Annotated in this window: 17 protein-coding genes, 3 pseudogenes and 1 riboswitch; of the genes and pseudogenes, 10 read left to right on the top strand and 10 right to left on the bottom strand. The window is 63.1% G+C overall.

What is annotated here, in order from left to right; genetic code table 11:
* Positions 1 to 128: 128 nt before the first annotated feature.
* Complete coding sequence (locus HNS03_RS24220; protein ID WP_367198618.1) at positions 129 to 494, bottom strand: cation transporter; 366 nt, start codon at positions 492 to 494, stop codon at positions 129 to 131.
* A gap of 74 nt (positions 495 to 568) precedes the next feature.
* Between HNS03_RS24220 and HNS03_RS24215 the strand changes: the two genes are divergently transcribed.
* The gene (locus HNS03_RS24215; protein ID WP_367198619.1) at positions 569 to 970 is read left to right on the top strand and encodes a helix-turn-helix domain-containing protein; all 402 of its coding nucleotides are present in this window, start codon (positions 569 to 571) and stop codon (positions 968 to 970) included.
* Positions 971 to 1,061: 91 nt separating this feature from the next.
* On the opposite strand, the gene HNS03_RS24210 is transcribed toward HNS03_RS24215, so the two are convergent.
* From HNS03_RS24210 to HNS03_RS24175, 8 genes and pseudogenes are all read right to left on the bottom strand, one after another.
* The gene (locus HNS03_RS24210) at positions 1,062 to 1,829 is read right to left on the bottom strand and encodes an acyl-CoA thioesterase (RefSeq protein WP_367198617.1); all 768 of its coding nucleotides are present in this window, start codon (positions 1,827 to 1,829) and stop codon (positions 1,062 to 1,064) included.
* The gene (metE, locus tag HNS03_RS24205; protein ID WP_367198616.1) at positions 1,826 to 4,126 is read right to left on the bottom strand and encodes a 5-methyltetrahydropteroyltriglutamate--homocysteine S-methyltransferase; all 2,301 of its coding nucleotides are present in this window, start codon (positions 4,124 to 4,126) and stop codon (positions 1,826 to 1,828) included. Before metE ends, HNS03_RS24210 begins: the two co-directional genes overlap by 4 nt.
* A gap of 119 nt (positions 4,127 to 4,245) precedes the next feature.
* Positions 4,246 to 4,514, bottom strand: a riboswitch (cobalamin riboswitch).
* 358 nt (positions 4,515 to 4,872) lie between these two features.
* A pseudogene (locus tag HNS03_RS24200) lies at positions 4,873 to 5,007 on the bottom strand (IS5/IS1182 family transposase); the annotation flags it as partial.
* 36 nt (positions 5,008 to 5,043) lie between these two features.
* A pseudogene (tnpB, locus tag HNS03_RS24195) lies at positions 5,044 to 5,349 on the bottom strand (IS66 family insertion sequence element accessory protein TnpB); the annotation flags it as partial.
* Positions 5,346 to 5,693, bottom strand: a pseudogene (locus tag HNS03_RS24190) (transposase); the annotation flags it as partial. The pseudogenes tnpB and HNS03_RS24190, both read right to left, overlap by 4 nt.
* A gap of 408 nt (positions 5,694 to 6,101) precedes the next feature.
* Positions 6,102 to 7,970, bottom strand: a complete 1,869-nt coding sequence (locus HNS03_RS24185) for a hypothetical protein (protein WP_367198615.1) — start codon at positions 7,968 to 7,970, stop codon at positions 6,102 to 6,104.
* Between the two features lie 228 nt (positions 7,971 to 8,198).
* The gene (locus tag HNS03_RS24180) at positions 8,199 to 8,936 is read right to left on the bottom strand and encodes a hypothetical protein (protein WP_367198614.1); all 738 of its coding nucleotides are present in this window, start codon (positions 8,934 to 8,936) and stop codon (positions 8,199 to 8,201) included.
* 90 nt (positions 8,937 to 9,026) lie between these two features.
* Positions 9,027 to 9,815 (bottom strand): hypothetical protein, encoded by a 789-nt coding sequence (locus tag HNS03_RS24175; protein ID WP_367198613.1) that lies wholly within the window; start codon positions 9,813 to 9,815, stop codon positions 9,027 to 9,029.
* Positions 9,816 to 9,950: 135 nt separating this feature from the next.
* Here HNS03_RS24175 and HNS03_RS24170 point away from each other — a divergent pair, with 135 nt between their 5' ends.
* The 9 genes from HNS03_RS24170 to HNS03_RS24130 all read left to right on the top strand — a co-directional run bounded on the left by HNS03_RS24170 (position 9,951) and on the right by HNS03_RS24130 (position 23,965).
* Positions 9,951 to 10,985, top strand: a complete 1,035-nt coding sequence (locus tag HNS03_RS24170; RefSeq protein WP_367198612.1) for an ATPase, T2SS/T4P/T4SS family — start codon at positions 9,951 to 9,953, stop codon at positions 10,983 to 10,985.
* Positions 10,986 to 11,136: 151 nt separating this feature from the next.
* A complete protein-coding gene (locus tag HNS03_RS24165) occupies positions 11,137 to 11,955 on the top strand; it encodes a hypothetical protein (RefSeq protein ID WP_367198611.1) in 819 nt (272 codons plus the stop codon).
* Entirely contained in the window at positions 11,952 to 12,761 is an 810-nt protein-coding gene (locus HNS03_RS24160) for a hypothetical protein (protein ID WP_367198610.1), read from the top strand. Before HNS03_RS24165 ends, HNS03_RS24160 begins: the two co-directional genes overlap by 4 nt.
* A 63-nt stretch (positions 12,762 to 12,824) precedes the next feature.
* Positions 12,825 to 13,865, top strand: coding sequence for a hypothetical protein (locus HNS03_RS24155; protein WP_367198609.1), 1,041 nt, complete (start codon positions 12,825 to 12,827; stop codon positions 13,863 to 13,865).
* Positions 13,866 to 13,989: 124 nt separating this feature from the next.
* A complete protein-coding gene (locus HNS03_RS24150; protein ID WP_367198608.1) occupies positions 13,990 to 14,655 on the top strand; it encodes a hypothetical protein in 666 nt (221 codons plus the stop codon).
* Positions 14,656 to 14,760: 105 nt separating this feature from the next.
* The gene (locus HNS03_RS24145) at positions 14,761 to 16,017 is read left to right on the top strand and encodes a hypothetical protein (RefSeq protein WP_367198607.1); all 1,257 of its coding nucleotides are present in this window, start codon (positions 14,761 to 14,763) and stop codon (positions 16,015 to 16,017) included.
* A 112-nt stretch (positions 16,018 to 16,129) separates the two neighbouring features.
* Positions 16,130 to 21,190: a strawberry notch C-terminal domain-containing protein gene (locus tag HNS03_RS24140; RefSeq protein ID WP_367198606.1), complete on the top strand. Its 5,061-nt coding sequence runs from the start codon at positions 16,130 to 16,132 to the stop codon at positions 21,188 to 21,190.
* On the top strand, positions 21,190 to 23,391 hold the full coding sequence (locus HNS03_RS24135; protein ID WP_367198605.1) for a PcfJ domain-containing protein: 2,202 nt from the start codon (positions 21,190 to 21,192) through the stop codon (positions 23,389 to 23,391). Before HNS03_RS24140 ends, HNS03_RS24135 begins: the two co-directional genes overlap by 1 nt.
* Before the next feature lie 67 nt (positions 23,392 to 23,458).
* The gene (locus HNS03_RS24130; protein ID WP_367198604.1) at positions 23,459 to 23,965 is read left to right on the top strand and encodes a hypothetical protein; all 507 of its coding nucleotides are present in this window, start codon (positions 23,459 to 23,461) and stop codon (positions 23,963 to 23,965) included.
* A 511-nt stretch (positions 23,966 to 24,476) separates the two neighbouring features.
* On the opposite strand, the gene HNS03_RS24125 is transcribed toward HNS03_RS24130, so the two are convergent.
* Positions 24,477 to 24,853, bottom strand: a 377-nt coding sequence (locus tag HNS03_RS24125; protein ID WP_367198603.1) for a transposase, incomplete at its 5' end; no start/stop codon positions are given.

Genomic DNA, 24,853 nt, shown 5'->3' with positions numbered 1-24,853 from the left:
GCCGGCCACCCCGGTCGTAGCTCCAACACCCGTCATGCACTAAGACTGAAACTGGACCACTTCGTTGGGGCAGGTCAAGTCGCCCTTGCGCCACGCATAAAGGAGGCCGAAACAGGCCGCGTTCGCGATCAGGGCGGCGATGCCGACGACCCCCATCGTGCCCCAAGACGGCACAGTGCCGTTGAGTGCGTGCCAAACGACCGTGACGACGACCCAAAGGCCAAAGAGCCCATCGAGCCCCCTTTGACCAGGGCGGCCCCGGCTCGCCAGCGGACTCCGAGACCGAGCACGAACAGACTGATGCCGTAGTTCGCCGCGTCGGCCAGAAAATCGAGTGCATCCGCCTGAAGCGCGGCCGATCCCGCGGCGAGACCAGCGACGATCTCCACCAGGAACATCGCGGCATTGATCCCCAATACGATCCAGAGAACGGCGCGGAAGCGGCCGGTCGCCTCTTCACGGGAGGAGCAGCTATCGTCGGAGCAGCAGGGCATGGCCAAGGGACTCGAAAAATTGATCTCGTCCGCCTATCTGCCGTCTATAGTTCCTATAGGGTCAAGTCATGGCGATGGCACCACTGAAGATCGGCGATCTTGCCCGTGCAACCGGCACCAAGGTCGTCACAATCCGTTACTACGAGAAGATCGGCCTGCTGGCCGCGCCTAACCGAAGCAAGGCCAACTACCGGGCCTATGACGAGAGCGCCCTTGACCGGCTTCGCTTCATCCGGCGCTGTCGGGCCCTCGGTTTCCCGCTTGATCAGATCCGAGATCTGCTTGCCTTGTCCTCCGAAGCGGAGCATCCCTGCGACGCGGTCGACCGATTGACGGCCGCGCACCTAGCAGAGGTCGAGCGCAAGATGGACGACCTTTCCCGGCTGGCCGCCGAGCTGCGCCGCATCTCCGCCTCCTGCAAAGGCGGCGATACGATCTCCAACTGTCGCATCTTGGACGCGATATCTCCGGACTAATCGACGAGCGCATCGCCGACGTGCCTTCGGTGCGCTCGACGTGAATGGCCCTCGACTTGCGGCGGCCCGGTGGATGGATAGAGAGCCATCGTCACCCAGCCGAAACCGGCCGATGATCGGCGTCGATCGCCACCATGACGAAGCGGCCGCTTCCGCAGCGGGTCCGCTCGCGTTTTCGCGGATCCTCCGACCAGAGCTCGACCTCCACAGTGATCGAGGTCCGTCCGGTCGCGACGACACGTGGCCGGACTTCGACGATATCGCCGGTGCCGATCTGGCGGGAGAAATCGACCCGCTCGGTGGACACCATCACAACGGTCTTGCGGCAGTGCCGGGTCGCGGCGACGAAGGCCGCCTTGCCCATGGCCGCGAGCGCATTCCCACCATAGAGGCTGCCATAGTGGCTGGTCTGGTCGGGAAAGACGACGTCGCTCATGCCTTCGTCGTCTTCGGGTGCGCTGGCCCCATCCAGCGGCGGCAGAACGCCGCCCGGATCGGCCAGCCCGCCGACCGCGACCATGTTGAAGGTTCCGCCACCACAGCGCCAGCGATCGCCCGTCAGCGGCGCTTCGGCCAGAAGATCCACTTCGACCGCGAGGGACCTGCGACCGACCCTTACGATGTGACCGACGGCTTCGACGATATCGCCCACACGCGCGGGCTTGTCGAAGTCGACGGTTTCGCAGGAGGCGGTCACGAAATCGGCAGGCGCATGGCGGGAGGCCGCGATGAACGCGACCTTGTCCATGAAGGACAGCCCGACCCCGCCGAACAGGGTCTGATGATGATTGGTATCGCCCGGAAACACGATGTCGACCAGGCGCGAACGCCTGGTCGATGCCGGCTCGGCCGGCGTCATTCGGCGGCCTCGGCCGAGGCGCGGAAGGCGCGGGCCGTCTCGACCATCTTCTCCAGGGCCGGACGGACTTCCTCCCATTTCCGGGTCTTCAGCCCGCAGTCCGGATTGACCCAGATCTGCGCCGTATCCAGCCGGTCCGTCGCCTTGGCCAGCAGCTCCCGCATATCGGCGACAGTCGGCACCCGGGGCGAGTGGATGTCGTAGATCCCCGGCCCGATCTCGTTGGGATAGGCGTAGGCGGTAAACGCCTCCAGAAGCTCCATCTTCGAGCGCGAGGTCTCGATCGAGATCACGTCGGCATCCATGGCGCCGATCGCCTCGATGATGTCGTTGAACTCCGCGTAGCACATATGGGTGTGGATCTGGGTCGTGTCCGCGACACCGGAAGTCGAGAGCCGGAAGCACTCCACCGTCCAGTCCAGATAAGTCGGCCAGTCGGCCCGTCTGAGGGGTAGCCCTTCGCGCAGAGCCGGCTCGTCGACCTGGATGATGCGGATGCCGGCCTGTTCCAGATCCGTAACCTCGTCGCGCAGCGCAAGCGCGATCTGGCGGCAAACGTCGGAGCGGTCCATGTCGTCGCGCACGAACGACCACTGCAGCATGGTGACCGGGCCGGTCAGCATGCCCTTCATCGGGCGGTCGGTGAGCGACTGGGCGAAGCGGGCCCATTCGACGGTCATCGGCTCGGGACGCGAGACGTCGCCGAAAATGACGGGTGGACGGACGCAGCGTGACCCGTAGCTCTGCACCCACGCGTGCTTGGTGAAGGCGTAGCCGGCGAGCTTCTCGCCGAAATACTGGACCATGTCGTTGCGCTCGAACTCGCCGTGGACGAGCACGTCGATGCCGATCTCTTCCTGCCAGCGGATCGCGCTTTCGGTCTCCTTGCGGAGGAAGGCGACATACTCGGTCTCGGCCAATTCGCCCCGATTGTTGGCTGCACGGGCCTTTCGGACCTCGGTGGTCTGCGGGAAGGAGCCGATGGTGGTCGTCGGGAAAGACGGTAGTCCGAGGGAGGCCTGCTGCTTCTTGCGGCGCTCGGCAAACGGGCGCGCGCGACGTGCCATGTCCGGAGTGACCGCTGCGGCGCGCGCGGCAACGGCCCTGTCATGCACCCGGGGCGATGCAGCCCGTGCCTCCAGCGCCTTGGCTGCGGCTTCGATTTCGGGCGCAGCAGAGAGGCGTCCCGACCGCAGCGCTTTGCCGAGCGCGGCGAGTTCGTCCATCTTCTGCAGCGAGAAGGCGAGCCAGCTCTTCAGCTCTTCGTCGAGGGCGTCTTCCTGGTCCAGGTCCACAGGCACATGGAGCAGCGAGCAGGAGGGGGCGATCTCGATACGCGCCTTGCCGCGTTGAGCGACCACCGGCTCCACCCGATCCAGAATGTGGACCAGATCGGCCCGCCAGATGTTGCGGCCGTCGATCGCGCCGAGCGACAGAACCTGACCGGGGCGAAGCCCCTTCGCCACCGCATCGAGCTGATCCGGCGCACGCACCAGATCCACGTGCAGGCCCGCGACCGGCAGCGACAGCGCCGTCTCCAGATTGTCGCCGAGAGCACCGAAATAGGTGGTGAGCATGATCTTGAGCGAGGGAACCGCTTTCGCGAGCGCCTGGTAGGTCGCCCGGATCGCCTGCCGCGTCCCTTCGTCGAGATCAAGCACGAGGCACGGCTCGTCGATCTGCACCCAGTCCGCCCCGGCTTCGGCCAAACGGCCGAGCAGTTCGGCATAGACCGGCACCAGCCGATCGATCAGCGCGATCGGATCGAGGCCGCCGTCCATGCTCTTGCCGAGCGCCAAGAACGTCACCGGGCCGAGCAGCACCGGCCGCGTGTGATGGCCCAATGCCTTAGCCTCCTTGAACTCGTCGACCGGCTTGGCCGAGGCGAGCCGGAAGGTCTGATCGGGAGAGAACTCCGGCACCATGTAGTGGTAGTTGGTATCGAACCACTTGGTCATCTCCAGCGCCGGCACCTGCTCGTTGCCGCGCGCCATGGCGAAGTAGGTCGAAAGCGGCACCGCGCCGCCGTCCCAGCCGTATGCCTCCGGGATCGCGCCGACCATCACGGCGGTATCGAGCACGTGGTCGTAGAAAGTGAAGTCGTTCGACGGTATGCGATCGATCCCGCGGGCCTTCTGGCGTTCCCAGTTTTTGGCCCTGAGTTCGACCGCTGTTTCCTGCAGATCGGCTTCGGACAACTTGCCCGCCCAGTAGCTTTCCAGGGCGAATTTTAGCTCGCGCCGCGGGCCGATCCGCGGTGTGCCGAGCGTTGCGGTTGCAATGGAGTAAGTGGACATCGGCTTGGACCCCTTGTGATGTGAGGGGGCAAAGGCCGAGCGGATACGCAAGGGTAGGGACGCGGGCCGGAGGGCACGCGTCGTCGATGCCTAGCGACCCACCGGGACACCCCGCCCGAGGACGTTTCAGAGGTCGCGGCAGGTCTCCTGGCTCGCGGGTCGTCGCCTTAGTCCGGCCTTCCCGAAGCTCTTGCTTCAGTGGCTGCAGATCGGGGAGCCATTTCTTGCGGACCAAGCTGTTCGCCTGGTCGCAAAAGGCTCCGATCGGACGTCGGCTCGCCGCTCACAGTTGCGGGGGCAGCTCCGGTTTTGCCTGTCGGTCGGACAGGCGCACCGGATTCCCTCTTAGCTCCGACCGCCGACGGCGGCCGCAGAACCACGACGTTGGGAAGCTGCCCATATCCCCGGCGCCTGTCAAGAGGGATATAAAGACATGCTTATATCGTTACGCGGCGTTGTGTTGCGCGTTGGCTTGGCTAGCCTGCGTCCGCCTCCCCAGGAAGGCGGGGTTCACATTCAAAGCATTTCAGCGTCTTTCTTCGGGCTGGCCGCGACCGCCTGGAGTATGTGAGCCAACGCTTAGCAGGCTGTTGAATAAGGCCTACGTTTGGGGGCTCGGTCTTTTCCCGCAGCTTTCTTGGGATGATCTCGGGTGCTTTTTTGAGCGGTTCGGCGCCAATGGTGTTGGTCCCAGATGCGACGCGGCTTCGACGAGGAGGGCTGCTCCGATGGACCGGTGCCCCCGCTCATGCCGGTGGCGCGAGCAGCTTCGGCAGGCGGATGAGGTTGTAGGCCGCGGCCGCGAAGGTGAAGGCCCATCCGACCCGGTCGACGCCGCGCAGCTTCGGCCGGTCGAGCCCGGCCACCGCCTTCATCAGCCCGATACAGCCGGGCCGCCAGGTTCTCTGCGGCATGCGCCAATCGACGCCTTCGAGCAGATAGCCGAGCTGTTCCGGCGTGATCGTGACCACCCCGTCAACCGGCGGCGGCCAGAGGAAGCGGCCACGCTCCAGCCTCTTCGTGTACAAACACACGCCATGGCCATCATGCCAGATCACTTTCAATAGCTCACCGCGGCGACCGCGGAAGACGAACAGGTGCCCGTTGTGAGGATCGCGCTTCAGCGTCTCCTGAACCACCAGCGAAAAACCGGGAAAGCCTTTCCTCGTGTAGGTGTGGCCGGTCGCCAGCCATACCCGGACGGCACTCGGAACCGGGATCATCGCGGGCCCAAAAGATCGAAAACCCGACGCAGCACCTCCGTGTCGACAAGGCGGTCGACACGAACGCGGCGTCCACCGCCAAGCTCGATCTCGATAATGCCGGTCTTGCGCCGACGTCGCGGCGGGGCCGCTTTCGGTTCCTCAGTCACCGGAGCCATCGCCGCTTGCGGCACGATTTCCACCGGAAGCAGCTGGGGCGCCCGCTGAGGCTCGACACGTTCGCAATGCTCCTTGCGCCAGCGAAACAGCTGGCTGCCATGAATGCGCGCCCCACGCGCCGCCTCCGACGCTGCCACCCTAGGCTTCAAGGATGCCGCGACAATTCGCTCCTTATCTTCCCGCGACCAGCGGCCCGTCGCTCTACAGACGTGATCTCCTCAACTCTGGGCATCGTCATAAGGCTACTCCTAGGATTATCCCTAGGACTTCCAACGTCATCCCTCAGCCCGCAAGGTGGCCTTCACCGGAGGGGTACGCGCGGTGGCCCGTTTCCCTGTTATGGCTGGCAATCGCAGGCGTAGGTCCATGACTGGCCTGCCTTGGTCTTGCCGCGGCCGGGGCGATCACTGGGGCGGTGGTATCGACACTCTTTCCTGTTTTATTGCGGTGTGCTCTCGGGGTGTTGCAGGATCGCTATCTTTGCCCTCTTCCTCGCCGGCCTCCTCAAGCCCGTGGAGCTGTTGATGGGCAGGCTCTCGACCCGCCGTTTCCGGCCCTCGGGCGACACTGATGAGCCGGGAGGCCGAGGGCTCCTACTCTTCCTGTTTGTCCCGCCAGGCGCAGTAAGCGTTCCAGCAGTCCAGGAGCACGCCGATGGCGTTTCGACGATTGTAGTCCGACCCGCGGCCTTGCAGGAGCTGATTGCGCACTTTCAGGACCGGATTGTCCTTGGTCAGGTTTTCGCCGGTCTCGATCGCATTGAGAAAATCATCGGCGTAATCGGACCGTTCGGTCCAGGTGTAGTAGGTGATGAACGTCATCACCGCGGCGCTGGCGATCGGGTGCATCCGGCGCCCACGGGTGACGGACAATGCGAGCCCAGGATGACGTCGGATGATCTCGTCGATTTCAGACGCGCTGGGCTTGATCTGGGTCGCCTGCGCGCTGATTTCGTTTTCCACCCTCCACAGGATTCGTGCTGCGGCGAGGACGACGCGTTCGTCGACTTTTTCCGCCTCGAAGGTCACGCCGCTCGGAATGCCCTTCTTGGCATGGGTGTCATAGGTTGCGAAGGCCTCGTCGGGGACGTTGCGCACCACGAGAATGTCGATCGGCTGGTCGGCCTCGACTGCAGCGCGCAAACGATGCTGCCCATTGAGCAGCCGGCCTTGCTTGGAAAAGCAGATCGGCTGGGCGTTGAACATCCAGTTGCCCTGCGCGATGTCGCGGGCGATCATTTTGACATGGCTTTCCTGAATATTCCGGTTGCCGATATTGAATCGGGCCAGCCAATCGTCGGCCGTTTCCGGCGTGACCGTCATGGCCTCCATCTCATAGGGGTGCTGTTCGTCTTCAGCTTCCTGGCGAGAGCGCAGCGCCTCGACGAGCGGACCCTCGAGCACTTCTGAGCGTTTCTCGTTGATCTTGGCATCCCGAAGCCCCGGATAACCGGTAACGAGCGGGAGCCCCAGGTTCGGCGGAGAATTCAGGAGCTGCGCGCGATCCACGGGGGCGTTGGACCGTGCGGGAGCTCTGCGCGATGCGCGCGCCGACGTCGTCGACCCCTCCAGGGGGAGAGTCTGCTCCTCCTCGCCCTTTTTCCGCTTGGTCTTCGCCTTTCCGTACGTCGGCTTCCAGATGTACGATTTGTGCCGCTCGCCGCTGATCATGTCGTTGAAGGCGAGCACCGCCATGGCCAGGCTCTGGTTGTTCCCGAACGGAGTGCCCTGGTCACGGGCAATAGAAAGCTGATTGGCGAGGACGACGGCGGGCTCGTCGGCCGGGAACTCGTCCGGGTGGCGGAGAGCGAGAAGGAACCGCGTGAGCAGCTTCTTGTGGCCGGCCGACAGCGCCATGAAGACCAGGGCGTGCCGCGCCGTGGCACGCAACGCTGCGTCTGCATTTTCCGTCGAGATCTGCACGGCCTCGCGCAGCAGGGGGTTGGTGTCGATCACGCGATCGAAACGCGTCCATCCGATCTGGAGATCGCGGACCCCCAATACGCCGTTCTCGATGCGGATCATCTTCGCGGCCAGCCTCTGGAGCGGGCCCGGGTTCCGTTCTCCGCGAGACTCCAGCACTCCGACATAGGACCGGCGCCGGTGCTGATCCATCGTGTGCATCGTGTCGTCGCGCACGCCGTAGGCGACGAGTGTCTTGATCGGCGTCTCTGACCGAACGACCGCGTGGAGCCGCTGGATACCGTCGAGCACGGCGCCCTCGTTCGACAGCACGATCGGCATGCCGTTGAAAATCCACGCACCGGCCTTCATCGACTCGGCGTAGGCGTTCACGGCTTTCGGATCGACCAGCACTCCCGGGCGGACTTTTCCCAGCAACTGCTCGGCGCGCCCGGGCGTGATCTCCTCGATGTCGAAGCGGACACTGCCCAAGTCAAACGCAGGACGGGACGGCTGCGATTTTGCCTTCCCGTGCAGTTGATGAAGGGTGACCACACTCATGCGAATCTCCAATCAATACTGGGGCGCCCGAGCCCCAGTCTCTGCTGCGCGACGCCTCACGTTCGATATCATGCAGCTACGCGAGAATGGAAGATATTTTAGGTCGAAAAGATAAATTATCCATAGGGAAATTGAGTCGACAAGTCCGCGCGAAAACGAAAAAGCGCCGGTGAGATCGTCTAATCATAGACGGTAGAATGTAAGACGGTTTGCACCTCTTGATGTGTGCTAGAAAGAGCCACGTAGCGAACCGATCTGGCCATCCAGCCCACCTTGCTGTTCCTGTCCGTTGGGCAGGATCGGCATGATTATTCCAACAATGTCTCCAGAGATGGAGGATCCACTTCCTCCGCCGGAGCCGCCAATATAAGAGCCGCCGCCTGGCGTGTAGCTCCCGGCCAAGTCGGAGATGTCGTACTGCGACCCCTTTTCCATTCGGTTCATCAGGTAGTCCTGGAATTCGGAAAGAGACATGCCTTGGGCTGCGGCATCCGAGGCCGACAAGCCGTCCATCGAGAAGCCGGATGCCGCCCACTTGTTGAAGCCGCCGGCGCCCAGGAGATGGGCCGCATGTAACATCGCGCCTTCGTTGATGGTAATGCCGCTGACGGTTTTCCCAATATAGCTCTTTGCCGTAGAGCTCATGGCGCCCCATTGTTGTGCGGAGAAGTCCCGCATCAGCTGATCCTGGGCCGCATGGTTGGCATAGAAATCGGCTGTCGAGTTGACGCCGTACTTCCCGGTCCAGTTTTTGTTGGCGTCCATCATTCCGAGATCTTGCAGTGTCGAATCGATGAACTGATATCGACCTTTCGCGCTCGATGTCGGATTCTTGATGGAGTAGGAACCCGAACTTTCCGATCCGGAGACACTCTCGACCCATTCTTCGAATGAGGCGCTTGCGTGCGTGACAATGAGCAGGAGGGCCAGACCCGCTAGTGCGGCCCGAAGGACGACCGAAGGCATGTGCTTCCCCTCTGGCTGGCTCAGATGCGGAGTGCGAATACTAAGACAGGGAATCGACAGTGAAGAGCGCGATTTTAGAGTTTTTCGCAATCACGGCCGCCTGACCACCTGAACCATCCATCCCGCGGGGACCAGCGAGATGATGCGGGAGCCGTTGCTGAAGTTCAGAATTTTGGGGTGATCAATCGACACGCCGGTTGTGATGGGCTCGTTGTCTTCGGAAAGAGCAGCCCAGTGCGCAAGGCCGGTTCCGGAGATGAAGTAGAGGTCAGTGAGAATTGCGATTTTCTCGCTGCGACCGTCTCCATCCAGGTCCGCTAGGAAGACCTCCGCTTTGGGCAATTCGGTGCCCGGGTAATCCTCCATCGGAGACTGGGTCGCGGCGATCAGCGCGATCGTTTCGGCGTCACTCGCCGGGCGGGCTGGGTAGTGACTGGGCTCGCCAAAGAGTTGAAGTTCTCCCTCGGCAAGGCTCCAAGGAGTGCCATCGAAATCCAGGCCGACCATTGCCTCCGACTGGAATGCTTTCACCGATCGCGCGCTTTCTTCCAGCACCACTCTCCAAAGCTGCGTTTCCGGATCGATGGCAAGAAGGGCAAAGGGGCAAACCCCGCTTGTATCGTCGCAACGATCGTCGAACCGGACCAGGATCTCGGCGTTCCCGTCCGCGTCCATGTCGATGGGTTGGGTGCTGGCCGAGAAGGCGACATCCGTGCCGAAAATCTCCGTGAGGACCGGCAAGGCCTCTTTCGGGGACGTCCACGGGAGAGATCGAAACGGCAGGACGTCGCCGGTGCTGGGCCCCGCGGGCTCGGCGCGCGCCGCGCCGGCACTGACGATTGAGGCGAGAATGGCGGTGAGGAAAGCGGCGCGGTGCATGGGATGCTCCTGGCTCGTCGTCCGGTTGATACCGCGCAGCGGGTTTTCCACTGCAGTGGGACGCGGTGTTGCGCGGCGCGAAGGAGCGTAGCATCGTGCCGCAAAGCATTTTTCGCAAGAAGAGGCGGCCTTCAAGTGGCGACCCATTCATCCGGCGCCGGCGCGAAGCTGGCGGATTATGATTTCTCCGATCTCTATCTTGCCGCACCCAATACCGGCTTTTTCCCTCGCATCCGGGGATTTCGGGCATTGGACAGCCGCGAGATGGGGTCCGACGGACTGCGCAAGGTTCCCGGTGACCTTTTGGGTGATGCGCGTGAGCTCTATGCGCAAATGCTGCGGTTCTACGCGGGAAACGGTTTCTACAACGAGTTCCGCTTCTCCTACGATGGGGTGTTCTACCGGGTTTCGGTCATGGACCGGGCACCTGGAACCTACGTTGCTCCCACCGACAGGACCGTCGATGAGAAGTCGCGACGATGGCACCTTCGGCGTTTGACGAGCAGAGTGCCGGAGATCGAGGATCTACGTTTTCCGTCGTATCTGCCGGCCGAACTCAGGTCATTGGCGACCGCCAGAGGCTTATTGCTGGTAGCTGGCGCCTATGGATCGGGCAAGTCAACGACGTGTGGAGTTTCGCTCGTTGACTGGGTACAGACGGAGGGGGAGATGGCAGTGACGATCGAAGATCCGCCGGAGTTGCCCTTGGAGGGCGAGTACGAGTCTGGCGGTCTGATCGTCCAAGTAGAGGTGCAGGAAGACGACTTCGCTTCGGCCGTAAGAGCGTCGCGTCGTTGGGCGCCGCGATACGTGATGTTGGGGGAGGTTCGCAGCCAGAAGTCGGCGTCCGAGCTGATACAGCTCGCGACCGGCGGCCCTATGGTCGTGACAACGATTCACGGCACGAGTGTTATCGACGCGATCATCAACCTGGTCCGGTTCGCTTCTGAGGAAATGGGAACGGAACTCGCCACGCAGCTCCTAGCCGCAGGACTGCGTGGGGTTCTGCACCAGGAAAAACTACACGGCCGTGTCAGCCCGACCTTTCTGAAAGTGGGCGGCAACCAGGCCTCGGGGATCCAGCAGAAAATCCGGAGCGGTCGGTACTCGGCGATCGTTGACGATATCAATCTGCAGCGGACGCTGTTCTCCAAAGGAGAACGGTTCTAGCGACATGGATACGTCTGCGGCGAATTCCCCAGCTGAACTGAACGAGGCTATTCTACAGTTGCTCGATTCGGATCTGAGACCGTGGACATGTGACGGGATCTCATCGGGCTTGTGTCGACCATCTGTCGATGTTGATAGGGCGCTTCGCAGATTGGTTGCGGCGAAAAAGGTCCGACGGATCGGTCGTGACACCTTCTCCAGTGAGGCGGCTGGCCTGGCGGACGTGCTTCGAACCGTCGAGGGAGCGGATATTGTCAAAGAGCTGACCCACAAGCTTGCGAAAACACTACGCATTCCCCGCACTCTGGAGGAGTTGGAGCGGCGCGTGGCTCCGGTCGAGACGTTGGAGTACGTGCTCAAAGCTGCAGCGAAGGGCGGCAGGGATTGTGAGATCGGTGGTGTGCGAGTCTCCGATGAAGAGCCCGCGTACGTGGTCCTGGCCCGGCCGCGGGCGCGGATCGATGCTGTCGCCCTGGATATCCCTCCGTACCCGGGGGCTGTAAGTCGCGGCTATCTTCTGGGTGCGGCAGCAAAGCGAGCTGTTGATCCAGCAGGGTTGGCCCGGGCGCTTGAAGACCTCTTGCAGGTCGGCCTCCTTCAGCAGATCGCCTTGACGAGCCGAACCCGTCTCTACCGGTGGGCAGCCCAAAGGGAAGATGCCGCTCCGCTCCCACCAATCCTTCTCGACGCACAAGCGGAGGAGGATCTCTCTGTCATCCTGTCGTTTTCGCAGGACTCCGAGAAGCAGCGCCTTGCCGATCTTCGCTCTAGCGTGGCTGAGCATATCGATGTGCAGCCGGACCGGGGCCCGGTCTGCCGTTTGCGCCGCGGCGGTGCGGTGATCCTGATGCATGCGGAAGGGGAAAAGTGGTATTGTCTTTCGCAGACCGGTCGACAGGCGCGATCATGGCTAGATGACGCAGGTTCCGGTGGCACCTTGCGTATCGAAGGATGGAGGGAAAGGCGATGAGGGCACACACGCGAGCGGCATGGATTGTGACCGGTCTGCTCTTCGGGATGGTTGCGTGGGGCGTTCCGGATGGTCGCGCGGATCAGATCGAGCAGCGTCTGATGCGAGAACAGGGGTGCCAGAACGCCAGCACGCTCCGGGTGAGCCTACGCGATGCGATCGAGCAGTACGTGGATAATGCGGAATCGATGATCGAGCCGCCAAGTCCGGTAGGCGATCTCGGCTGCCTCGACCAGCTGATGCAGACGGACATTGCTTTCGAGATACAGGTGCCGGATCTGCAGGGAATGTTCGCCGGCGCTGTGACTGGTGCAAAGGAACGATTGTGCCAGTTCGCCATGGAAAAGTGGAACGAGGTGACGCAGCAGCTTCAGGGTTCGTTGGAGATCCCTGGGTTCACGGACAACTTCGGTCTGATCAATATCCCGGGCTTCGGCGTCAGCGGTGGGGTGGTGTCGAGCCGAGGGTCATTGGGAAGCGGTGGCAGCGGTGGACTGCTTGACGGGCTGTTTGGCGGCGGGTCCGGCGGGTCTGGCGGCGGGTCTGGCGGCGGGCTATCGGGCGGTGGTTCGAACACCGGCGGTGGCGAGCCGATGACGGCAGATCAGCTTTTCGATGCCTGGCGCCAACTCAACGGGTTGCAGAACAGCACGATCACGCAGCAGCAGCGCGAGGCTTTCGAGAAAGAGCTCGCCAAACGTGCCGAAGGGGACCAGGTCAATCTCGATCAGTCTGTGTTGGAAACCATCCAAGAGCAAAATGATCGCCTGCGCGAGACGTGGAACCTCATCTCCGGCGGCAATTGAGAGGGTAGTATGCGGGTACGGAAAGCTATTCGACGTCTCTCAGTCGCTGTCTGGGCGATGCTGATGCTTGCGGGGTTCTCGCTCGGTGCGCGCGCCGACTGCAACTGCTCGTTTATCGCAGATCAGCACAAGAAAACACAGGATATCATCGGTGAGGATATTAAGACGGCGACCGAGGCCTTGATCGATGAACTGAGGCTCAAAACCCAGCAGGACAGCGCCTACTCCGATCGTCAGGTGGAGGCAAAGAAGCGTATCGAGGATGGTGCGCAGCAGAACGAAACACAGCGCATGCGAGAGAAGTACCGCATCAAGGCCGAGAACGAAATCTTCGACCCGTCGCCCACTGCCTGCTCCACCTACGATCTCTACAAGGCGGGCATCGGCGGCGGCGGTTCGGGCCCCAATGGTTTCGACATGGCCAACGCGGTTTGGGACCGCAGCCGATGCAAGAGCGGAGAGGCCGTCTGTGCGGGCGGCGTCGCGCTCGCGAAAGAGATCCTGCAGTCTTCTCTCTCGCTGGCGGGAACCGACGGCTTCGCTGACCCGACCACGAACGCTCAGATCATTTTCGGCAAGCCGACGATGAACACGTCTGACCAGAGCGTGGCGGCTGCCGCGTCGCGCTTCATGGTCAACCTGGCCTATCCCTTTCCGCTGCAGCCGGTAACCGGGGAACAAGCCGCCACACCCCAAGGGGCGGCGATCGCCGCCGAGCGAAAAGCAAGCGAGGCAATGGTCTCGACAGCTCTGACCGGGCTCGGGTTCTGGGCTGCCTACCGCACTCCGATCAGCCCCAAGGCGGCTCAGGCGATGCGGCAGCACAAGCCCGAAAACTACACGCGCGAGATCCCGCAGAGTGTCTCTGAACACCAGTTCCTCGAATACGAAGTCCTGCGCCGGTTCGGAAATCCGGAATGGCTGATCCTGTTGGGCGAAGCCCAAGGCGAAAAGCCGCTGCTCGAGGAGGGGCTGAAGATGATGGCGCTCGGTTTGCGCCTTCAATATCTGCAGGTAGAGGCCGAGATGCGTAACGGGTTGATGCTCGCCGCGCTCGTCGGGAACGCCGCGCGCAACAGCCCGCAGCTCGCGTTGCAGCGATAGGGAATCGAACGTGAGCGCACGCAACCTCTACAACCGGCCGCGCCCGGGCTGGATTTGGCGGTGGTGGCGGCAGGGCTTCGAGCTGGTTTGGCGCGACGCCTGGATTGTCGGGGCGGCATTGGTGATGGGCACCGCAGCCAACCTCGTGCTTTTTGTTGGTCCCTCCCAGATCTTCGGTTCAGCCGGGGTGCTCATTGGAGCGACGGTGTCACGCGTCGCCGCGGCGGTGTGGGTGCTTTGGCTGCTCAATCGGCTTTTGGTCCTCGACGGTTGGGATCCGCTGCCGAGCGACCAGAGCCGTTGGGAGCGGTTCGGGTCGTTCCTTTTGGCGACCGGGGTCTTCGGGCTCTGCCTGGGCGCTATGGTGACGATCGCGATCAGCATGGGCGGAATCTCTCCCGAATCTGTGGATGCGGGGATGAACGATCCGGATTCGCTGATGGCATTGCGATTATTCGGTCGCGCGCTGGCGGATGTCGGATGCGTTGCCGCAGGAGGGGCATTCTTCTGGCCGGTGCTGCTGGTGTCTCAGCAGATCGGTTCGAGGCAAGCTTGGCGCCGCTCGATGGGCACGATCCTGGCCCTGCCGCGTGTTCTGATCATCGTGGCATTCATGGGATATGGCACTCTCATCTTGACCGTGCAGCTGCCGTTGGGACTCAACATTGTGGCGATGCCGGTTTGGCTCGCATGGCTCTATGTGGGCGCGCGCGAGATCTTCGCCGGTATCGACCAGAACGGGACCCGCAGAGAGCTGAGGGTGGCTGGGACAGCGATCCGATCCGCATAGCTTAGACGGTCTGAATCCAGGCAAGCGCCCGCGTTTTTCCAGATTTGCTTTTTTCACAGAACGCCTTCACGCTTCCTGGGTGCAATTCGTGCCAAGGAGGCAGCGATGAACATTTTGCGCCCGCAAGCGGCCAAACGGCTGGGTGATGTGGTGGTGCGCGTCGAGGGGTACGAGAAGGAGTTCGACGAAACCGTCCTTCTGGCAACCCCGATCGGCCTGCCCGAGATGGAGGAGCCGATCCGGATCCGGCTGGATCCGGGAGCGTCGAAGAAAGCCGTGAAGTTCGAAGCTTTCGCGGCTCGGCGCGGAAACGATGCGACCGGGCCCGGCGGGCTGATCATGTGTGAAGGGCTGCTGCTCGACCCGAACGGAACCGCCACCACTCGGTGGCCGAAGGTCTTCAGCAAGGACGTCGACCTTCACCCGGTTCACATCGGCGGCTACGGCCGGATCGGCCTGTACTACAAGCGGAACTCGGGCGATGTTGCGCGCGACGACAAAGGCAACGTCAAGGGCTTCATCGAGTATCTGGACGTGGCCAAGGCTGAGCCGGCGGCGGATCGGGCGCGGCTTCATGCGTTGCTCGCCTTCACGGTGGAAAGCAACGAGGCCGCCGAGGAGCCGCGACGCGGCGCTCTCGTCACCCTGTCCATTCCGGGCGATGACGGTCCCACGATGGGGCGCCGCAGGCATCTCATGAAGTTCGACAAGGCGGCACAATGTGCCGAAAGCTACGAGGCGTTCGCTCATCGGGTGATGGCGGATCTCGATCAGCAGCTCGTTTCGATCGGGGGTGTCGATGGCGCCTTCGGGCGTGGAGCAACTGCGGAAGTCGTGCCGGTTTCGCATTTTCCGGTCATCGGGAAGACGGCCGAGAGCCTGACCAAGGCCGTCGCCGGCGAGCGCGCGCCGAAGATGCCGCTCGACGAGTTCGAAACGGAGCGTCACAGCAACGGTCGCATCAGCACGGGCTATCGTCAGGTGGCCGTGTGCAATGGCTGCTTCGAACCGGATGCGGAAGCGAACCGTCCCGCCTACCAGTACGCCTATCGGATTTTCAAGCTCGGCCGAAATTACGGGGCTCCGCTGGATATCGACCAGGTGCCGACGGCACTTGCGCCGGAGGGTCTGCAGTCCGCGGTGGAGAGCGCGGCGGAGACAGAGCGTCACGCGACCCAGGATGTCGCGACGACGGCTGTGCCGGACCGCACGCCGGCGCCTGCTCAGCGGACACCGGCGGCTGAGAGACCTGACCCGAGCCGAATGGAGAAGCAACGGTATGGCGAGCCGGACACCGAGCCGACGGCGGACGAGGACATGGCGTTCCTCGCCGAGGTCATGGATGAGATCGACCTGAGCTAGTCCGAGCGCGTACAATGATCCGACCGGCGAGCGAAGGCCCGACAGTGTCGGGCCTTTCGTTTTTTCAGACGGCTTGGCTAAACTTGCGAAAAGCAGAACGGAGTGTTGAGAGATGGCCGAGCTGAAGCAGATCCCCTGGGTTTCGTTTCCGCACCGATCGCAGCTGAGCGTCGTGTTCGGTCAGCACACAGGCAAGAGATACCTGCTCCTGCGGACAGCGTCCGACCAGGCGGCCGAGCTGGGTGCTCGTGCCGCGGCGGCCGGCTTTGAGCAGGATCGTCGGGGAAACTGGATTCGGCTTCTCGAGGGCCGCTTCAGCATGCGCGAGCTCGCCGAGGCGCTCGGCGGCGAGATGGTCCAGATCGACATCAAGACCTTCAATCAGCCGCCATTCACCTTCCGTCATCAGGCCCCGCAGCCAGGAGCGACACGGGAGCCGATGACCGAGATCGGCCGAAATGCGCTCGGTGAGATCGTTCTGCGCGATGAGGATGGGCGCTATTTTCGGCGGGTGACAGGGGAGTCTGGCCCCGAACTGGTGTCCGAGACCTCGGATCCGGATTTCCCGCCGCCGCTCTTCCTGCGGGCTCACCGGGCAGATGACCTTCCGTCGATCGCGCGGGGTCTCTTGCAGATGGCGGCGCACGGTACCGTGACGCGATCCGATTTCGCGCGGGTCGTCGAGGCCGCCTGTGAAGAGGGCCCTCATGGTAGGCTCAACGTCTCAGCGGATGACGCGGCGAAAGAGCTGCGGAAACTGACCACTGACCTGTTGATCCGAGAGCGGTTTGCGCCATCGGCCAAGGCCGGGGATCCGCAGGCGGTGTTTCAGGATGCCGTACGGCTCGGGAACCGGCTGGCTGATGTGCTCTCGGCGGGGGTTACCGAGGATGGCTACCGGCCGATGCCGGCCGCCACTGTGGCGCTCCGGCGCGCGATCTTCGGTGCTGCTCACAAGCGCCCGGAGCGCTTCGAGGTCGCAGGGTCGAGAGAACTCGGCGCAACCTTCGGCTTTCACGAACCCCCGGCTGAACTGGATGCGCCAGCCGTCCAGGTGATGGATCTCACCGGCATCAAGCCTGAGGCGCTCGTAGAGAGCATCATGCAGCGGCTGGCGCGGCGCGATACCGAAGGTCGCTCTTTGTTCATCCTGGCGGCGCGGTCACGCGACCAGGCTGCGGTCGATTTGCGACATGAACTCGGAACGCGATATGTGCTGGAGACCGTGGCGGACCTGGGTCCGATCGTCGCCGGCGGCCGACCCGACGCAGGGCGCCTCATGCTGTTCGGTGTGGGGGCAAAACGCCCAACCCCCTTGGCGGTTTTGCCGGAAGCCGCCCGGCGGACGATGGCGATCGACCGGGACGTCGAGCTGTGGTCGTGGTCGAACGAAGTCCTGCGGTCGCAGCGTCGCGTCAGCGAATGGCTGAGAGAGGCAAATCAGCCGACTTCGCCCACCCTGGTCAATCGAGAAGAGAACGAAAATCAGGTGCCGTATAGGCCCCTTTCTCAGGCACGCCCCCCGTTCACGATGATCCCTGTTGGCCTTGAGGGAGCTACGTCGAAGGCGCTGGTGCGGCTTTCCCAGAGCCTGAAAGACGGCGAAACCGTTGACGGGTTCGTGGCCCGACGCTTGGGTTTCGACGAGAGCCAGATCGGGCAGGTCTTCTCGGCCGAGCAGGTCGATGCGGTCGCACTGGGGCTCCACGCGGAGGGTCGTGGTCGAGGCTATATGCTCGTCGACCAGACGGGCATCGGAAAAGGACGATCCCTCGCCGCTCTGGCACGGGCCGCGCTGCGCGATGGTAAGCGGGTGATCTACTTCACGGAAACAGGGCAAATCAACGTGCCCGACGTGTGGCGTGACATGGTCGCAGTCGGAGCCGATCGAGAGGCCGTGCCGCTCGTGATCGCCAACAACGCCAGGGTCGCAGGTCCGGACGGCGCCGTGCTTTTCGAAACCATGCGGCCGCGAGATCGAAAGGCCTTCTACAAGTCGGAGCAAACAGACTTTGTGCGGCCGGACGGAGAGGTGGCCAACCTGGTGCTGGCGACCTACTCCAACTTCAGCGCAGGGCTGGACAGTGACGCTTGTGACTGGTTGTGGCGAAGCGTCGACGGAAACACCGTCGTGATCCTGGACGAAGCCCACAACGCCCTGTCGCCGCGGTCGAACACGGGAGTGGTGGTTCGGACGGCAATCGAGCGTTCAACCTGGACGGTTTATGGAACAGCAACCTGGCAGCGGACGCCGGAAGGGGTCGACCTCTATTCGTCCGTGCTGCCGCAGGGCGTCGACAGGGACGCGATCGAGCGGTCGCTGCATCTGGACGGGGCGATCGCGCAGGAGGCTTTTGCCACGATGCTCGCCGAAGACGGAGTTCTTCTGCGCCGCGATCATGACCTGGCGAACATCGAATTCGAAGTCCGTCTGCCGTCGGACCGCCAAGCGGACCTTTATAGGGCCCAGTTGGATGCGTTAAGCGAAGTGGTTTCCGGCATGCTCGACGCCAGTGTGCTCGTGAGTCGACGTGTCGATCAGGCCGTTCGCCAAGCGGTTCAGCAGGCGCGAGGGCGGGGATTGACTGAAGAGCATGCTTTGCTTCAGGCGCATTCGCGAAACCAATACTCGATCAATTTTGGTTCGCCGCTCTTACTGCTTACCAAAGTCTACCTCAATGGAATGAAGGTGGACCAAGTGGTTGAGAATGCCATCAAGGAACTGGGGGAAGGCCGGAAACCGCTGATCAGCTTTCACTCAACGTCCGAGGCGCTTCTGAAAGAGCTGATGCGGGAAGAAGGAGCCGCGGCGACCGATGAGGACCTGGCCGCCTTCGCAGGCCTTGGGATGCGCGATCAGGTTCGGCGGATTCATGAGCGCCTCTACAAAGTCAAGCTCGACAACGGGCGGCGCGACATTCGCGAAACCGATGAGGGGGTTCGGGCTCACTCCGAGATGGTTCTCGGTCTGATCGACGGACTTCCGGATATCCCGGTTTCGCCGGTCGACGCCGTGATCGAGGGGCTCGAGGCGGCCGGCTTCGCCATAGGCGAGCTTTCGGGGCGTACCTTCTGTTATCGCAACGATCGCATCGAGAAGCGGCAGGGAACGAACCGAGCTGAGACTGTCGCTCGGTTCAACAATGGCGAGCTCGACGCCATGATCTACAATGGCGCCGGCGCCACCGGCGGCAGCTACCACGCCAGTCCCGAATTCCGGGACCAGCGCCCGCGCACGATGATCGAGATGGAGACCCATCCCGACATCATCAAATATGTCCAAGGACAAGGCCGAGGGAACCGCTTCGGGCAGGTGGCCAAGCCGCGGGTCGCCTCGATCGTGTCTGGGCTGACGCCCGAAATGCGTCTCCTTGCGTTCCGCAATCAGAAGCTGCGCCGGCTCGGCGCATCGGTTGACGCGAACCGGTCGCACCCGCTGCTGGTCGAGGAAATTCCGGACCTCATCAATCCGGTCGGCGACAAGGCGGCGCGACGGGTGCTCCTGCTGGATCCGATGCTGGCCCGGCGGCTTGGCATGGAGGATGTGATTGCCGACGACCAATCGGAGGCGGAGGTCGACTACGACACCGTCGACGACAGCCGGGATGTAACGAGCCTGGCCTCGAAGTTGCTCGCCAGGTCCATCATTCTGTCGCCAGACGAGCAGACCGAGGTGTACGAGCGTCTCTGCAACGAGTTCGAGGCCCTGGTGGAGGAGTTGGACAGCCGGCGGGCAAACCCGTTGCGGCCGCTCACCGTTGAAGGCGAAATCGAGATCCTTGAAACGACGTTGTTCGAAGGGCATGAGCGCGCTGAGGACGATGTCGATGAAAGCGCGTTCACCGCTCCGCTCTACATGCACACCGGTCGGCATCACTACACCGAGCAGGCGATCGGTCCGGACGAGCTCATGGATATGATCGACCGGGCGCTCGGAGAAGTCGGGCCCGACGGGTTCCTCCGGCACGCCGACGAACTGATTCAGATGCGGCCGGCGCTCCTGCAGCCGTTCGTTCCTGTTGGAATGACGTTGGAGGAAGCGGAAGAGGCAGGGGCAGGTGGCCCGAGGCTCGCCCGAAGGGCCCAGGATCTCGATCGGCAAATCCGGCTTCTAGAGGAATTGAAGCCAGGGGTGCAAATGACGTTTCCGACCTACGATATGGAGCGGTTTACTCGGCACACCGTGGTCGGGCTGGTGGCGCCCGGTCCGCGTCAGCGCGCGCTTGCCAGCGGATACAAGGTGGATCTCGTGGCGCCAGGCGATTGCCGGCCACGCCGGCTTTCGCTCTCCACGCTAACCGGCCATGTGTTCGACGAAATTCGGTTCCATCGCGGGTTTTCACGAGGTCCGAACGCATCCGCATTGGATGAATTCCGTCAGCAAGGGGAAGTGGCGCGAAAGCTGCCCGTTCAGGTCCTCACCGGGAATACGTTGCTGGCCCTGCAGGTGGCGCGCCGCCACAAGCTCGGCGCGATGTCTCTCTATCGCGACAAAGAGGGGCAATGGCACCGTGGAGTGGTCGTTCATGCGAACAAGGTCGATCTGACGAACCTGCCAGTGCGGGTTGCGGGTACCAGCGCCATCGCGTTGCTGCTCCACAATCTGGCTTCGGCCGACGGGGTCCTTGACGAGAAGCCGGGGCATCTCTGGTCGGGTGACCTGCAGTCCACTCCGCTTGAGATCCGCAGGATGCGGAAGAAGAGCCCGCGAACCGACGAGGTGTGCGAGAGCCTGCTTGTGCGGGCGCGCAAAGTGAACGGTGCGACGCTCGGCTTCTGGCGCTGCGACGACGGCGACCGTGCGCCGCTGCACCGTTTTCTGACCGGCGTGGAAATCCCCCGCGAAATGGTCCGCCGGCGCGGCTATCACGAGAAGTCCGTCGTGCTCGATGGCACCGCGGAAGGAACGGCGGAGCTTCGCGAGCTGGCCTCTGCGCTTTCGCTCGCAGGAGTAGAGCTGAAGGCTGCGGGAAAGTACCGCGCCCGGGCACATGCCACACGGAACATCGCGATCGGCGATGTGTGTCTGGAGGACGGCGCTTTGGCGCAACCCGAACCTGAGCCTCGAGCAACTGGGCCGGGTCGACCGGACCCACACTCGGATAGTCGGCTTGCGCCGGATGCCGAGCCGATCGACGACTTCGACGGAGCCGGCACGTGGGAGATCGTGTGATGAAGATCTCCGAACTGATCACCGGCGATCCGAGCATCGTGCATCTCCGGGATGAACTCCGGAATCGCGAAGGGTTCGTTTTTTTGAGTTCTTCGCCCCAAGGGCTTCGTGGCCGGTGTGTAACGGTGGAACCCGACGGCGTTCCGTTCCTCCAATTCGTTCTGGTGCCCGCGCTGATGGGCGCGGCGAACCCCAACAGACACTATCTGGCTTCGATCGCGGCCGCCGTCCTCACGGATCTGGTCGACGAGCAGGAGCTTATCGATGGATCTCCCCGCGCCCAGCTCGATCAATGGACGGAGTTTCTGGAGAGCCGGGACCCGTCTGCTGCGCCAGGAGGCAATAGCTCGGGCCTATATAACGAGATTCTCAGCCGACAGCTTGAGGAGGATTTCCCGTTCTTCGTGTCCGTCGACACCGGTCTCAAGGTGCGCCGTGACCTAACGTTCGTCTCTACTCCGATCGACATCGGCGAGACGCTGTCGCTGTTTCGCCGGCATGCTGCACACAACGTTCTAACCAGCATTCGCTACGGCGAGGAGGTCAAGGTGGTCGATAGCCCACGAGTGATCTCGGAGTTGGTCGACCGCGTCGTTGAGGCCAATTTCGAGGCTGGGCTTGCGGCTCTTCGAGGTGCGATCGAGAAGGAGCACTACACTCTGGCCTGGTACGCGGCCAAGGGTGACGTAGGCGATGCGCGCAGGCAGGCGGCGGAGGCCTATCCGGTTCTGGCGCACCATATGGCGGAGTCGGCCGAGCTCCGTCGCGTGATCGATGAGGCGCGTCCGCTGCAGATTGCGTTGACGAAGAGCACGGGACTGAGCAAGGGAGCGCTCAAGCGCCTGGCGAAAGTCTCGGCGCCCGGTGTCGAGAAGGAGCAGGGCGGCCCTCCACCCGCTCAGGCTGCCGGAGAAGACGCGGTCGGCGTCAACCGCGTCCGGCGTTTCACGGCCCGCGATCGCTTGTCGACGGCCGATGCGGTTCGGTTGCTGCGTGACCTTCCCCCCGACTGGGTGCCCGACTGCAATGAACAGTGGACGGCGTTCTGCGAGGTAGCATCGGCCGTCATCCGCCCGATCGAGCTGCTGGGTCACTTTCGGGGCGCGGATCTCCTCGCTTCCGCGAAGGGCAACTGGCGTGAGTATCGAACGTCCCTCGCTCGGTCCGCAGACCTCGATCCGGAATCCGTTACCCATCGTCAGCTTGCGCTGACCGCGTCCGATGCCATCAATGTCGCGGATCAACTATCCACCCAGGTTGTTTTGCCCACAGCGCTGGCCGCGGTGCGTTCGGTCAACGGGGCGCTTCCTTCGGCACGCCGTTCCGATGCCGAGCGGGCGCGGGGTGTCGCTCTCGACATCATACTGGGTGGCGCGAAAAATGGTCCCGGTGCCATGTTCACGGTCGCGAGGCGCTGGATGACTCGGACGGGCCGGCTGGATGAAATCCAGCGTCAGGAAGACGGCAACGCAACCGGCTCGCCGCTCCTGGATCGTTACGGCCCCGACGCGTGGCCGGCCCTCGCGCTATCGTTCACGGCGTCGAACGGACTTGTGGTCCGGTGTCTGACAAACACCGCTGAACTGAGGCAGGAATCGGCCAGGCTGGGCCATTGCGTCGGCGCAGCAACGGGGCGGTATCGCGATCACTATGTGAATAGCGCGCGGCGCGGAGACTGCCATATTCTGTCGGTCCAGTCGGGTGACCTCGCGACGAGCTACTCGACCATCGAGTTGGTCCCCCGATCGAGCGGTGCAATGACACTGCCGTCGGTCCGGCAGCATCGCGGACGAAGGAACAGCGAGCCGAGCCAGGCATCGAAGGACGCGTTCGACGAGTGGAGGCAGGCCGTCCAGGACGGTCGGCTCAGCTTGAACTGGGACCTCTGCGCGACATGGAAAGTGGAGATGCAGGAGCAGCGCCAGGGGGAGGCCAACGACGTCAATGGCTGGATACCGCTTCTGGGCTGGGACCCTTCGGATGAAACGCGTCGGCTGGCGTTCTGGGGCGAATGGAAGGGCCTGCTTGGAGGATCGTGGAACAAGTCGGACGACCCCGGGATCCTGTTCCGCAACGCCGGAATGAGGGATCTCGTTCGGGAGATCTCTCCGTCTGCGGCTGAGCGATTGGAAGCGCAAGCGGCTGCAAGGCGCATGGCTCCGGCGGATGAAGCCGGCCCCGCCGAGCCGATCGCTCGCTAGGATAGACTGCGAAATTTCAGAAGGTCGTGGCATCATGGGGATGCCAACGTGCAGAATGGAGGATCCCATGCCGGCAGAGAACCGCTTCGATGGCGGCTTTTTCCCGCCCGAAGTCAAGGACATGATGGACGGGGACACGATCCTCATGCGGGTCGACGCCGGCGTGGTGTCGGGTCAGCCGATGATCTATGACGTCGTCTCGCTCGATACGTTCGGCCGGTTTCCGGAAGATAGCGTCCAGCGCTTCTTCTCGGAAAACAAGGTCCTGTGCCTGGAGACGGACCGCGACGAGTCGGTGGCTTACATTCCGGCCAAGGCCGCGGCGGATGGCAGCACCTCGCCTTTCCTCCGCTTCGTGGGCGAGCATATCGCGAGCGGGACCCTGCCCGAAAGCACGAGGGCGGTGGCTGGGCCGGAGCTCGCCGAGATCGACGGCCGTATGCCGAATGCTTCGCCGCTTGGTCTCACGATGATCGATCGCGGCGCCCTTCGGCAGATCCCGACAGAGATTGCGATTGGGCGCATTCGGCAGCACCGAGCGGAAGTCGACGCAGGTCCGGACTTTTCCTATTAGGAGTGGGCTGATGGCCATGCTCGATCTTCGAGAGCTTCTGGCGCTGGCCAATACTGCAAACGGGGCATCGTCGTACGTGGTGCTTTCATCGTCCACGCGGCGGCTGCTCAGAGCCCTACGGGCTGCGTCGGAGGCGGGTGCGGATGAGAAGCTAGGCAGGGATCTGGCGACGCTCTCTCAAGACTGCGAAGCCGCGTTGCGCACTGGCGACGCTCGGAGCATCCGGCAGTGCGCGCAGGCGACGACCGAGCGTCTCGACGCGATCCGGCGAGTTCAGGTGGCACCCGAAGGGAGCAGAGCGGATCCTCCGCCGCGGCAGGAACACAGCCGGAAGCGCCGGCGGGAACCTGCGCTCGGCGGTCCGGAATAGGCGCGTGTTCACTCCGAAACAGCTCTTCCAATTTGCCGCCGCGCACAGCGTCTTCGGCTCACCTGTCGCTTCGGCGGAAGGTGAACCGACTTCGGTTTCCGAGGCCGGAGAAAAAGGCGCTCGTGTCGGGGCTAGAGCGTGTCATTTTGTGACGGAAGCGTATCCTGCGTTTTGGAAATAGTTGGCGCATTCGTCGGATGGGATGGTCTGGACGAGCTGCCCGACGTGACGCCATGTGTCGTCGCGTGACCGCTTCTGTGCCATGCGCATCCAGTGTTTGACCTTCGAAAAGACCTGCTCGATCGGGTTGAGGTCAGGCGAATAGGGCGGCAGGTACCAGAGCCTGGCGCCGGCGCCTCGGATCATCCGGCCGATGGCGGCCGATTTGTGCGAGCCGAGATTGTCCATGACGACGATGTCGCCTGGCCTGAGCGTCGGCAGCAGCATCTGCTCGACATAGGCACGGAACAGGGTGCCGTTGATCGGTCCGTCGAAGACGCAAGGGGCGGTGAGCCCGT

The organism is Amorphus sp. 3PC139-8, from assembly GCF_040750475.1.
In the GTDB taxonomy this organism is placed as follows: domain Bacteria; phylum Pseudomonadota; class Alphaproteobacteria; order Rhizobiales; family Amorphaceae; genus Amorphus.
Note: the sequence above shows the minus strand (reverse complement) of the source record. Positions and strands in the feature narration are given on the sequence as shown.